The sequence below is a fragment of the Tamlana crocina genome, assembly GCA_040429635.1.
GTDB lineage: Bacteria > Bacteroidota > Bacteroidia > Flavobacteriales > Flavobacteriaceae > Flavisericum > Flavisericum crocinum.
The window spans coordinates 788,011-802,105 of sequence record CP158972.1 but is presented as its reverse complement, the minus strand read 5'-3'; the positions used below and the strand labels follow the sequence as shown (position 1 = coordinate 802,105).

10 protein-coding genes are annotated in these 14,095 nt (G+C 36.9%); 9 read left to right on the top strand and 1 reads right to left on the bottom strand.

The genetic code is table 11. The features are described 5' to 3' along the window. The first annotated feature begins 36 nt into the window (after positions 1-36). The 5 genes from ABI125_03585 to ABI125_03565 all read left to right on the top strand — a co-directional run bounded on the left by ABI125_03585 (position 37) and on the right by ABI125_03565 (position 5,479). Positions 37-2,172 carry a T9SS type A sorting domain-containing protein gene (locus ABI125_03585; GenBank protein ID XCF06947.1) on the top strand — a complete coding sequence of 712 codons (2,136 nt, stop codon included), beginning with the start codon at positions 37-39 and terminating at the stop codon, positions 2,170-2,172. A 4-nt stretch (positions 2,173-2,176) separates the two neighbouring features. Then, complete coding sequence (locus ABI125_03580; protein ID XCF06946.1) at positions 2,177-2,719, top strand: DUF6252 family protein; 543 nt, start codon at positions 2,177-2,179, stop codon at positions 2,717-2,719. 13 nt (positions 2,720-2,732) lie between these two features. After that, a complete protein-coding gene (locus ABI125_03575; protein XCF06945.1) occupies positions 2,733-3,266 on the top strand; it encodes a hypothetical protein in 534 nt (177 codons plus the stop codon). 92 nt (positions 3,267-3,358) lie between these two features. Next, on the top strand, positions 3,359-4,486 hold the full coding sequence (locus ABI125_03570) for a hypothetical protein (protein XCF06944.1): 1,128 nt from the start codon (positions 3,359-3,361) through the stop codon (positions 4,484-4,486). 6 nt (positions 4,487-4,492) lie between these two features. Continuing rightward, the gene (locus ABI125_03565) at positions 4,493-5,479 is read left to right on the top strand and encodes a T9SS type A sorting domain-containing protein (GenBank protein ID XCF06943.1); all 987 of its coding nucleotides are present in this window, start codon (positions 4,493-4,495) and stop codon (positions 5,477-5,479) included. A gap of 90 nt (positions 5,480-5,569) precedes the next feature. Here the strand turns inward: ABI125_03565 and fbp are convergent, their stop codons facing one another. Next, a complete protein-coding gene (gene fbp / locus ABI125_03560; protein ID XCF06942.1) occupies positions 5,570-6,580 on the bottom strand; it encodes a class 1 fructose-bisphosphatase in 1,011 nt (336 codons plus the stop codon). A 115-nt stretch (positions 6,581-6,695) separates the two neighbouring features. Here fbp and ABI125_03555 point away from each other — a divergent pair, with 115 nt between their 5' ends. From ABI125_03555 to ABI125_03540, 4 genes are all read left to right on the top strand, one after another. Beyond that, the gene (locus tag ABI125_03555; protein XCF06941.1) at positions 6,696-7,175 is read left to right on the top strand and encodes a GNAT family N-acetyltransferase; all 480 of its coding nucleotides are present in this window, start codon (positions 6,696-6,698) and stop codon (positions 7,173-7,175) included. 1 nt (position 7,176) lies between these two features. Then, complete coding sequence (locus tag ABI125_03550; protein ID XCF06940.1) at positions 7,177-8,427, top strand: aspartate kinase; 1,251 nt, start codon at positions 7,177-7,179, stop codon at positions 8,425-8,427. A gap of 21 nt (positions 8,428-8,448) precedes the next feature. Then, complete coding sequence (locus tag ABI125_03545) at positions 8,449-10,278, top strand: lysophospholipid acyltransferase family protein (GenBank protein ID XCF06939.1); 1,830 nt, start codon at positions 8,449-8,451, stop codon at positions 10,276-10,278. Between the two features lie 488 nt (positions 10,279-10,766). Further along, positions 10,767-14,075, top strand: coding sequence for a SusC/RagA family TonB-linked outer membrane protein (locus tag ABI125_03540; protein XCF06938.1), 3,309 nt, complete (start codon positions 10,767-10,769; stop codon positions 14,073-14,075). The last annotated feature ends 20 nt before the right edge of the window (positions 14,076-14,095 follow it).

Below are 14,095 nucleotides of genomic sequence, written 5' to 3'. Positions count from 1 at the left end.
CTTCCTTGATGCTATTATCAACAAGAATATAATACTATGAAAATAAAATTACTCTCATTTATATTGTTCACAATTTCTTATTTAGGATTTTCCCAAACCACCGCCATACCCGATGTCAATTTTGAACAAGCGTTAATCGATTTGGGCATTGATAGCGATGGAGCTATTAATGGTAAGGTTTTTACATCTGATATTTCTGGTGTTACATATTTAAATATATCATACAGAAATATTAGTGACCTTACAGGAATAGAAGCTTTTACTGCTTTAACTGAATTAAGGTGTCAAGGAAATAATCTTACAAGCTTAAATTTTAGCAATAACTTACAATTAAAGAAATTGCTTTGTTATTCTAATAATTTATCCTCATTAAATATTAACAATAGCACCGTTTTAGAAGAAGTAAATGCTAACAACAATTCAATACAAAGTATTAATTTAACAAATAACACCTTGTTAAAAGATTTTCAAATTAGTGGCAGTCAATTAACATCCATAGATATTAGCAATAACAATTTATTAGAAACCTTGTCTGTTAGTGCTAACCAAATAGCAACATTAGACATAAGCAACAACCCTAATCTTACAAATTTAGATTGCTATTTCAATCAAATTTCAAGCTTAGATATTAGTGATAAATTTCAATTAAAAAAACTTTCTTGCGGCTCGAATAACTTAACTAGTTTAGACGTTAGTAACAATACTCTATTAGAAGAATTAACATGTGGTCAAAACTCTATTCAAAATATAAACGTAAACAATAATACGTTATTAAAAACATTATGGATTGACAGCAATGGACTAACATCTTTAGATATTAGCAATAATACCCTATTAGAGATCTTAAGCTGCCAAGACAACCAACTAACCTCCTTAAATGTTGATGCTCACACTAATTTAAGAGAACTTTTATTTGCCGTCAATCAAATTTCTACAATAAATATTAGCAATAATACTCTTTTAGAAAGATTACAATGTCAATTTAATCAATTAAACACTTTAGATGTTAGTAATAATACACTTCTGGACGATTTAAATTGTGGAGCAAATCTATTGACTAATTTAGACATAAATCAAAATACTTTGATAGATATACTTTGGTGCTTTGATAACCGATTAACTAGCTTAGATGTTAGTAATAATTTGCAGTTAACATGGTTAAGCTGTGGCAATAACCAATTAGGCTACTTAGACCTATCAAGTCATTTAAAATTGGAAGCAATAGAATGCAATGAGAACCAGCTAACATATTTAAACATCAAAAATGGTAATAATACTTTAATCACAGGAGGTTTTTATTTTAACACAACAGACAATCCAAACCTAACTTGCATCCAAGTAGATGACCCATCCTATTCTTCTACAAACTGGACAAACATAGATGCCCATACAAGTTTTAGCGAAGATTGTGGCATTGTATGGTCTTCCGATTCTAGTGACTATGCAAACTTTTCAGCCACAAATAATGATGGCGATTCCTTTACTTGGGAAACAGAAAACGGCAATGTTGCAGGAAAAGGCCTTATAACAGATACAAGTTTCTTTTCTAAATCTTATGATGATATTGCCGGTGCATTAACCCCAGACAATTTACTTATTACACCAACCGGAGCCATTACCATTCCCAACAATGCAACATCCATTTCATTTAAAATAAATGTAGAGGCTTCCAGTAGTGATCGCCCTGCAGAGCACTTTGCCGTTTATGTTTTTGATGAAGCCTTAGGACAGTCGTTCAACACTAAAATACACGAAGAAACCTTAACGGTAGGTGGTTCTGGAACAGCGAAAGATATTACAGCCGCTATACCCATATCTTTTGCAGGAAAAAATATTGGTATCATTGTAAGGCACTTTAACACCGTTGGGCAAGATAAATTGTATGTGGATGATTTTAAGGTGAGCTATGAGGCCTCAACCTTAACTATTGCAGAAGAAAACGACCAAACAGTAACTACTTTATACCCTAATCCAACAAAAGATAAAATTCACATCAATACGCTTCAAAAAGCTTTATACAAATTAACAAATATTAACGGTCAAGTTTTAGTAAAAGGGGTTTTGCATGGAGGCAATAATACCATTGACATTTCCCATTTTCAAGACGGAATGTACTTTTTGAATATTAATTCAAATTTGGGAAATGTCATCAAAAAAATCATTAAAAACTAGAACCATGAAAACTTTTTCAAAAATAGCCTTCATTGTATGTTTTTTATTCGCTTTTAACTATTCAAGCATTTATGCCCAAAATGGTGCAGCACAATTCTCTGCCAAGATAAACGGCAGTGATTTTGTACCAACACCAGAAGATGGCTTTAGCCAGATTTTTGCGGTATTGGTAAAAACGCCCATGTTCTTTCAACTAAGCATTAACGGAGGTACTGTTATAGATAATGTTGCCAAAAGTATTCTTGTTTCAATAATGGACGAGAAATCGTTTAACACCGTGGGGCCAAATACCGTATGGGACTCAAAAAATAATACAGGGGAAGACTTTCCTACTGGCCATTATTTTGAAGTACAGAATGATAATGAAAAAGAAGCTAGCACAGAATCTACTGAAGATTCTTATCTAAAAATCACATCTATTGATAAAGTAAACAAACTCGTTTCCGGAGAGTTTCGGTTTACCGCCTCAGACGGCGTTAACACATATAAAATTACTGATGGTGTTTTTACGAATGTATCCTATAAGAACTTAAAAGAATATAAATAACCCATATTAAATTATGAAAAAAAGAATCTATAAATCTGTTACATTAATAAATTTCATGTTGCTAAGCGTTATTGGAATGATTTTATTGTCTTGCTCTAGTGATTCAACAACCTCATTACCAGATGGCGATTATGTAACGTGCAATTTAGACGGTACTTCATTTACATCATCTTCAACCTTAACAGGAGCATCTTATGGATATAATATACTTACCATTTCCGGTATATCAATTGATGGTGGAAAATTTGTTAGCATAGGAATTTACAAGCCTGCAGAAGGGAAAACCTATAATTTAATTGATGATGTTGATGAAGAGGATAAAATACCAGGCCTTACTACCGAAATTGGCATCACTGCTGCAAACGAATTAGATGAAAACTACATAGCTCGACCTTATGTTGGTTCTGCTTCAATAACACTTACTTATTTTGATGGAGAATCTGCTTCAGGGACTTTTAGTGCTGAGGCAGTACATGAGGACGACCCTGACAGGAAAATTTCAATAACCAATGGAAAGTTTTCAATTACTTCAATAATTGAGTTGTAGTTACTTTTCAAAAATCACTTTTTTACGATTGCTATTACGTTCCAAAAAACATGAAAACATTGCTATTAATTAATCCTTTAAAATTCTAAGAAATGAAAACAAAACAATTACTCTCAAACATGGCCGTATTATGTACCGTCCTATTATTGACCTCGATGCTGTACGCCCAAACTACCTGGCGTGTAAACAACCAATCCAACTACGATGGCACCACAAACTTTGGCGAAAATTATGGGGGTACACCTAGCTTTCCCGTATTTAGCGAAATTAACGAAGCTGTTGCTTACCCTAATGTAAATGATGGCGACATACTGCATGTAGAAGGTTCTACTATTGTTTATGCCGATGCCACAATTACAAAAGAGCTAGTTATTATTGGCCCTGGTTACTTTTTAACTGAAAACCCTAAAGTTTCAAACAACACCTATGATGCTAAAATTGGACGTGTTACATTTGATGCTGGTTCTGAATCTTCACAACTCATCGGGATGAATATATTATATGATGGAAGCAGTGTAGATGGAATTGTATATGTAAACGTAAACGGGGTTACCGTTAAAAGATGTAGGATAGACCGCTACGTAAGACCAAACACCCAACTGGTTGACATCTATATTCTTCAGAATTTTTTTCCAAACACATACAATACCAGTGCTATAGTCGATACTGGAAGTAGTTCCTATATCCCTCCACAAGAAATTGTATTCAACAACAATATCTGCCAAAAAAAATTATTATGGACAGACAATGCATGGGGCACCGGAACTATTATGGTATGCAACAATAATGTTTTCGATGGGCCAGCTAATGAATTAAATTTAGAGTTCAACACAGGTTCCTTCCAAAACAATATTCTAAAAGCCGCTGGTATTACTGCAAACATTAATAGTGGCACCAATAATAACGTAGAATACAATACAGTTTCAAACTCAGATGTGTTCGATGGTACTCCGGGCAATCTTTGGGTGCCCAGCATGGCGCTATTATTTGTAGAAGAAGGCACAACCGATGGATTATACCAATTGCAATCGGGCTCCAGCTACAACCAAGCGGGTAGCGATGGCGCCGAGCGTGGTGCATTTGGTGGTGTGGTGCTTACCAACCGCTACAATTTGTCTGGCTTAGGTGCCATTCCCGTAGCTTATGATGTTACTACCACAGGCGTATCCGAACCAGGTACCGGGCTTTCGGTAACTGTTAAAGCTCGAACCAATAACTAATTTGCCATGAAACGGATTATTTTAACAGCCATTGTATTGGCTATAACACTAGGTATCCGTGCCCAATCCAACGCTACCCAAATTGAGTATTTTTTGGATGCCGATAATGGATTTGGACAGAACACGGTACTTGATATTGCATCGCCCGATATAGACATTACCGAAACCGTATTGGCAGATATTCCTTCTGGCACTTCGGTAGGTTATCACAAACTCTATATGCGGGTAAAGGATGCCGACGGAAATTGGAGCCAAACCATCAGAAAACATATCGAAATTGTAGCGCCCTTTGTTGAAAACAATATTGTAATGGGCGAGTATTTCATTGATGAAGACTACCAGTACGGCGCAGGGACATCGTTCACCATTGACCCTGAAACGGATGATATTGAACAAGCCTTCACCGCACAAATAGCAGCAAACACACCTTTAGGTTACCACAAACTATATGGTAGGGTAAAGGATGCTTACGGAAATTGGAGTCATACTTTTAGAAAAAATATAGAGGTTTACCAAAACCCAAACACCAACCTTGTAGAAATTGAATACTTTTTTGGAGATGATTTGGAATTTGGCAACAATACTGTTGTTGAAATTACTGAACCCGAGGCGGATGGCACTTATACATTCAATGTGCCCTATCCAACGGGCAATTACAGTTTTGAAGACGTTATTTATGTTCGGGTGAAGGATTCAAACAGCAATTGGTCCATCACCACAACGGTTGATGAAATAGCCACTTTAGGAATTGATGATTTCTTGAAAAAGTCCACTTTATTGCATCCTAACCCTTTTAACGCACAACTCAACATGAGGCTACCCGATAACATTAATGTTCTAAAAGCCGTAATTTACAACAACTTAGGCCAAAAAGTTTACTCAAGTACAGAAAACAAAACTACTTTAAACGTTGAGCACCTAAAAAGTGGTTTGTATATCTTAAATCTAAAAACTGATGTGGGCACAGCCTCTTTTAAAATAGTTAAAAAGTAAAATTGCTATTCTCAGGGGGTCTGCTAAATTGAGGGATAATAAAAATGCGAGCTAAAAAGCTCGCATTTTTTTGTTAATATTTAGATATTTTTATTTCTGTGCATTCCGCATAAATTCCTCACACTTATCTACCATGTTTTTGCTTCCACAAACAAAAGGTACACGCTGATGTAATTCGGTTGGATCTATATCCATAATTCTTGTAAAACCATCACTAGCCTTACCATTGGCTTGTTCCGCTAAAAAAGCCATAGGGTTACATTCGTACAATAAACGCAATTTTCCATTTGGATTTCTTGAACCTTGCGGATACAAATAAATACCTCCCTTTATCATGTTTCGGTGAAAATCCGACACCAAAGAACCAATATACCTCGACGTATATGGTCTGTCTCCTTCTTCCATTTGGCAGTATTTAATATAATTTTTAATGCCTTGCGGAAAATCGAGATAATTCCCTTCGTTTACGGAATAAATATATCCATCTTCAGGAAACTGCATATCGGGGTGCGACAAATAAAACGATCCAATCGCAGGGTTTAAGGTAAAACCATTAACACCCGCACCAGTGGTATAAACAAGCATAGTAGATGTTCCATAAACCACATAACCGGCAGCCACCTGTTCGCTTCCTTTCTGAAGGAAATCTTCAAGCTGCACCGGGGTCCCTACAGGAGTTACTCGTCTATAAATGGAAAAAATGGTTCCCACAGACACATTAACATCAATGTTTGACGACCCATCCAAAGGATCGATTAAAACCACATATTTATTGCCATGGTTTTCATCTTGACTATTAATGGTAATAAAATCATCTTCCTCCTCGCTGGCAATACCACAAACTATATTCCGTTTGGTAAGGGTTTGGATAAACTTTTCGTTCGCATAAACATCCAGTTTTTGCTGGTCTTCCCCCTGAATATTAGTATCGCCAGCAGCCCCAATAATATCTACTAGTCCTGCTTTATTTACTTCATGGTTTACTACTTTTGCAGCCAGCCTAATGGAGTTTAGTAAACTGGACAACTCACCAGAAGAGTATTTAAAAGCAGCTTGGTTTTCAATAATAAATTCACCTAAAGTTTGTTTTTTATGTGCCATAATGGATTGTTTGTTAACACAAATTAACAGTTTTTTTCAGCAAACTACAACGTTTTCGTTAGCTAATAATTAATTATTTAACTTTAAACTATATTTGGTGTAATTTTTAAAGAATATGAATTTTACAATAAGAAAATCTACAAAAAAAGATATGCCGCAAGTGCTCGATTTAATACACGAACTTGCTGTTTTTGAAAAAGAACCCGATGCTGTTGAAGTGACCATTGAAGATTTGGAAAACGATGGTTTTGGAACAAATCCGGCTTTTACTTGCTTTGTTGCCGAAGCCGATAAAAAAATAAAAGGCATCGCATTGGTTTATAACCGCTACTCCACATGGAAAGGCCGAATCCTGCACTTAGAAGATTTAGTGGTGAGCAAAACCGCTCGCGGATCGGGAATAGGCACGGCGCTTTTAGACGAAGTGATAAAATACGGCCACAGCTTGGGCGTAAAGCGTATTAACTGGGAAGTATTGGACTGGAACACACCTGCCATAGAACTCTATGAAAAAATAGGCGCCAACGTATTGCGCGACTGGAATGTAGTCCATTTAACTGAAGAAGGCATAAAAAATTACGTTTCAAAACTATAAGATGCAAGTATTTAAATTTGGGGGAGCCTCGGTAAAAGATGCCAACGGCGTAAAAAATCTGGTAAAGGTTTTAAAATTGGTGGGGTATAAAAATACTTTGGTGGTGGTTTCGGCCATGGGAAAAACCACCAACGCCCTCGAACTTGTGGTTCAAAATTATTTTGAAAACAAAGCCGAATTGCAAAGTACCTTACAGGACGTTAAAAAATACCACAATGGAATTCTATTGGATTTGTTTGATGACGAAAATCATCCAGCATTCAAAAAAACGGCAGCACTTTTTGACGAACTCGACGCTTTATTAAAAGTGAACAAATCGCCCGATTATAATTTTGTTTATGACCAAATTGTAAGCTACGGCGAACTTATTTCTACTACCATTGTTAGTGAGTATCTGAACAATGCCGGACTAAAAAATCAATGGATAGACGCCCGAAATCTAATAAAAACCAACAACTATTATCGGCAAGCCCGAGTAGATTGGAACAGTACCCAGCACCTTATCGCCTCAAAATTCAATAAATCGGTTTTAAACATCACACAAGGTTTTTTGGGCAGCGACGATAACAATTTTACCACAACACTTGGGCGAGAAGGCAGCGACTATACCGCAGCCATTTTTGCGTACTGTCTAAACGCAGAAAGCGTTACCATTTGGAAAGATGTCCCCGGTGTGCTCAATGCCGACCCACGTTATTTTAACCATGCGCAGTTGCTCAGTAACATGTCGTACCGCGAAGCTATCGAACTTACTTTTTACGGCGCTTCGGTAATCCACCCTAAAACCCTGCAACCCTTGCAGCGTAAGGAAATACCGCTTTATGTTAAATCGTTTTTAAACCCCATGCAAAAAGGTACCGTAATCGAAAAAAACACAACCATGCAGCCTAAGGTACCTTGCTTTATTCTTAAAAAGAATCAAATTCTCATTTCACTGTCTTCATTAGATTTTTCATTCATTGTGGAAGACAATATCAGCGAAATTTTCTCCCTATTGCACCAATTCAAAATGAAAGTGGATGTTATTCAAAATTCGGCCATCAGCTTTTCGGTATGCATCGATAATATTTACGACAAATTAGAGGCACTCTTACGGCAATTAAAAGCAAAATTTAAAGTAACTTGTCATGAAAATGTGTCGCTTTACACTATTCGGCACTATACCCAATCGTCCATAAACCAAATCGAAACGGGTAAAACCGTGTTGTTAAAACAGTTAACACCAGAAACCATACAGATAGTAACTCAATAAACTATTTAGTACATTTACAGCATGAGCAAACCACATCATACCGGTTTAGTATCTGCCAAAGAAGTCGCTAAAGCCATCCAGCTGGATAAGTACGGATTTATTGGCACTTTTATAGGCTGGCTGCTAATGAAACTCCTTAAAATATCTACCCTCAACAAAATATACAACCGCAATAAGCATCATAACGATTTGAACTTTTTGAATGCCATTTTGGACGACTTCCAAATCAAGTTTGAAATTCCCGAAGAGGATTTAAAACGCTTGCCAAAAGATGGCGCCTACATTACCATTTCGAACCACCCACTTGGTGGGATAGATGGCATTTTGTTGTTAAAATTAATGTTGGAACAGCGCCAGGATTTTAAAATTATAGCCAACTTTTTGCTGCATCGCATTGAACCTTTAAAACCTTTCATTATGCCGGTAAATCCTTTTGAAGATCGAAAGGACGTAAAATCGAGTGTTGCCGGTTTTAAAAATTCTATTTTACATTTAAGGGAAGGACATCCGTTGGGCATTTTCCCTGCCGGAGAAGTTTCCACCTATCGTGATGGAAAATTAGTAGTAGATCGCCCATGGGAAGAAGCCGCCATGAAATTGACAAAAAAAGCTGAAGTACCCGTAGTGCCCATTTATTTCCACGCAAAAAACAGCAAGTTGTTCTACAAGCTTTCAAAAATTAACGATACGTTTAGAACAGCCAAACTCCCTTCGGAATTGCTTACACAGAAACGACGCACCATTAAAGTGCGAATAGGCAGGCCCATTTCTGTAGAAGACCAAAATGAACATGCCAATCTTAAAGATTTTTCAGAGTTTTTACGCCGCAAAACCTATATGTTGGCCAATGCCTTCGAGCATAAATCGAAAATTCTAGACGGCCTGTCATCCACCTTAAAAGCTTCAAAATCACCAAAAAACATTGTTACTCCCGTCGATTCGGCGTTGATGGCACAAGAAGTTGAAATGCTAAGACAGGACGGCTCTAGGTTATTAGAAAGCAAAAACTACGAAGTGTTTTTAGCCGAGGCTAAAAAAGTGCCCAACATATTACGTGAAATTGGCAGACTACGCGAAATCACCTTTCGGGAAGTGGGCGAAGGCACCAACGAAGCCATAGACCTAGACCATTTTGACGAATATTATCACCACATGTTTTTATGGGACAACGATAAAAATGTTATGGTAGGTGCCTATCGCATGGGATTAGGCTCACAAATTTTTGAACGCTTTGGCATTAACGGGTTCTATCTGCAAGACCTCTTTAGGTTCGAGCCTGAATTATATAAAATGATGAGCGAATCCATTGAAATGGGTCGCGCCTTCATTATTAAAGAATACCAACAAAAACCCATGCCACTGTTTTTACTTTGGAAAGGCATTGTACACACTACCCTACGTTATCCGGAGCACAATTACTTAATAGGCGGGGTAAGTATTAGCAACCAGTTTTCGAACTTCTCTAAATCGTTGATGATCGAGTTTATGAAATCGCATTACTACGACCCTTATATTGCACAGTATGTACGGCCAAAAAAAGAGTTTAAGGTAAAACTTAAGGATGCCGACAAAGATTTTGTTTTCGATGAAACCGAAGCCGATTTAAATAAATTCGACCGCATTATTGACGAAATAGAGCCTGGAGCATTGCGTCTGCCCGTACTCCTTAAAAAATACATAAAACAAAACGCCAAACTGGTAGCCTTTAATGTGGATCCGCTATTTAACAACTCTGTAGACGGATTGATGTACATTAAAATAGCCGACCTTCCCGAAAGTACCGTACGCCCCGTTATGGAAGAATTTCAAGCCGAATTGGAACGTAAGTTTAATGGGAATAATGGCGAATAAATAACTTGTTTTTTTAACTCTTTTTATAATTAGTAAAATTCTCTTTCTATTTCATATATCAGGCTTATACTCTATAACCTACTTATTAATTGTCTGCAAACCGCGCATTACATTGCTTCGCTATTCTTGTAGATCCATAATGCCGTTGACTAAGGTAAAACTCCCTTTTTTAGCAAATCTGTAAACAGGCTATGTTTAAGCCCCCCTCTTCTTTTAAATTCTACACTGTAAACTCGCTTTTTTATCATAGATCTTAAATTTTAAAATCTGTTAAGATAGTTCCCCCTTCTTTATGTCCACTACAATATAGTAAGTCCATTAGTATTGACAACTTTAAAAACGGCATGGCAAAACGTTAACATTGTTAACATTTAATTAACTGTTAATATATGTTTTCATGATTATAATATAACATTGCAAAGTTTACAAATAGTAAATAACACATTTATTTTGCAGCGTAAATTTTAACTAATGTAAAATATTTCTAAATGAAAACACATTACAAACTACTAATTGTTCTAATTAGTATTCTTTATTCTACCTCTTCCATTTCTCAAAATGGAGAAATACGTGGCGTGGTGGTAGACGAGACCTCCATACCTGTTTCAGGTGTAAATGTTATTGTAAAAGGGACAACAAAAGGGACCATTTCAGACTTCGACGGAAAATTCAATATTACGAAAATTGAAACAGGAGACATACAAATTGAATTATCTTCAATTGGTTTTCAAACTAAAGTATTAGATCTTAACATAAGTAATAACGAGAGTAAAGATTTAGGCCATGTAAAATTACTTCCAAACCTAGAGTCTTTGGATGAAGTTGTTGTTACAGCTTTAAATATTACCAGAGATGAAAAATCGCTTGGCTATGCATTTCAACAAGTAGACGGGGAAGAATTATCAAAATCAACCAGTACTAATTTTGTTAGTACACTTTCGGGAAAAACTGCCGGTGTACAGGTTGTAACAAATGGAACAGGCCCTGGACAATCTTCATCAATTGTAATTCGCGGCTACTCTTCTATGGCGGGCGATAACCAACCTCTTTTTGTTGTAGATGGCATTCCTATTAACAATACTACAGATACTAGAACCAACACTTTAGGAGGAGCAGGCAACATGAATATTGACTATGGCAACGGTGGTGCCGAGGTTAACCCAGAAGATGTAGAATCTGTATCTGTTCTTAAAGGAGCCAATGCAACAGCTCTTTACGGCTCTAGAGCCGCGAACGGAGCTATTATTATCACTACCAAATCGGGAAAGGGCAAGAAATTTGGCGTTTCTGTAAGCTCTAAAGTTACTTTCGAGAATGCCTTAAAAGTTCCTGAATACCAAGACGTTTATGGCCAAGGTAAAAACTTTGAATTTTCATTTGTTGATGGTTATGGCAACGGAACTTATGATGGTGTAGATGAGTCTTGGGGACCAAGAATGAACGGACAGTTAATAGCCCAACACGACTCACCAACAGCCAATGGTTTAAGAGGTGCAGATGTGCATGGTTTAGATTATATATTGGGGCCATCGGGCGTAGATTTATCAAGGCGAGGCACCATTACACCAACACCTTTTGTTTATGGAGGCAATCCTGTTGAAGAATTTTTAGAAACAGGAACAACCTTTACTAACAGCTTATCGTTTTATGGCTCTAACGAAAACGGGAATTACCGTGTAGGCTACACCAATTTAGACAACAAAGGTATTTTACCTAACACAGATTTACAGAGAAACACAATATCTTTTTCAGGGGATTATAACCTTGGCAAACGATTAAAAGTTTCTTCAAAAGTAAATTATATCCGCACAGACTCTGATAACCGACACGTTAATGGATACGGTACAGAATCTGTGATGTACTTATTCATCTGGTGGGGACAGCAGGTTAACGTAAAAAGCCTAAGAAACTATTGGCAAGAGGGTTTAGAGGGTTTTCAGCAATATAACTACAACTATAATTATCATGACAACCCATATTTTACGATGTATGAAAACACCAATGGCCTAGCAAAAGATAGAGTTATAGGTAACCTTTCTGCTACTTATAATTTCACAGACGATATTAAGCTTATGGTTCGTGGCGGGCGTGACTTCTTTTCAGAATATCGTTTTATAAAAAGAGCGTACTCTACTCAACGCTTTCCTTATGGGCAATACCGTGAAGATAAAGTTAACTTCCAAGAAACCAATTTAGATTTCTTATTAACTTACGATAAAACGTTTAACGAAAAGCTAGGTGTAAACATAAATGCTGGTGGAAACAGAATGGTGCAGAAAAACCATTACAACTCACTAATGACCAACAAATTATTATTACCAGAAGTTTATTCGTTCTACAATGCTGATGGTGCTTTAGTGCAACGCTCAGACCGTCCAGAAAAACAAATCAACTCATTATATGCTTTTGCGCATTTAGAGTGGGACGATAAATATTTTTTAGATTTAACAGCAAGGAACGATTGGTCTTCAACCTTGCCAACACAACATAACTCGTATTTTTACCCTTCTGCATCGTTCGCTGCAGTACTAAAAGAGGCCAATGGAAACAGCAAGTTGTCTTTTGCAAAATTAAGAGCTGGCTGGGCGCAAGTAGGTAGTGATACGGGTGCGTTTAGGTTGGCAGACCCTTATCTTCTGGGAACTCCCGTTGGAAACAACCCAACCGCAAGTCCATCAAACGAATTGCCTAACTACAATTTAAAGCCAGAAATTCAAACTTCTTTTGAGGTTGGAGCCGATTTAAAGTTCTTTGGAAACCGCGTTACTTTTGATGCCACTTATTACAATACCATTTCTAAAAACCAAATTTTAGGAATAGAATTACCTACAACTTCAGGTAAAACATCTAGAATCATCAATGCGGGTAAAATCTTAAATCATGGTGTCGAGATATTACTGGACGTAACACCTATAAAAAATGAAGATTTAAGATGGGACACTACGTTTAATTTCGGATTAAACCGTAATGAAATTTTAGAGCTTCAAGACGGTGTAGATCGCTATGTTTATGGCGGCAACGGGATTTCTTTAGTTGCAGAAAAGGGAGGCTCATTAGGAGATATGTGGGGCACAGGCTTGAGAACTGTTGAAGATGAAAACAGCCCTTATCATGGTCAAGTTATCTTCAATGAAGGTTTAGTACAACAGGATAACACACTTAGAAAAGTTGGGAATTTCAATCCAGATTTTACTTTAGGTTGGAACAACTCTATTAAGTATAAAAACTTCAACTTAAGCTTTTTATTTGATTGGAGACAAGGCGGCGATTTGTTATCAAGAACACGTTTAATCGCAGCTACATCGGGCAACACTATAGAAACACTTTGGGGTAGAGCTCCAGAGTTTGGGGGCGCGCATCCTGGAATTGCCGATTCTGGTTTAAGTTATGTTGACAGCAATGGAAATAATAGAACAGATGGTGTTATTGGAGCGGGTGTTATGCAGCTTGAAGATGGCAGTTATACACCAAACACAACTATTGTTGCCGCTAACGCCTATCATAATAACCGCTACCGAAGAAGTAATGACACAGAAGGTATGTATGATGCTACTTTTATAAAATTAAGGGAAGCAAGATTAACCTATAATATGCCACCAAAAATCATTAAAAACTTAAGTTTAAGCTCTATGTCTCTATCGGTTATCGGTAATAACTTGTGGTTGTGGGCAAAAGATTTTAACCACGGAGACCCCGAATTATTATCCTTTGGAGGTGGCAGGTATGTACCCGGGGTAGAAAATGCAACGGTACCTACAACAAGAAGCATTGGTTTTTCAGTTGATGCTAGATTTTAATTAAAATAAAAAAGTATAAA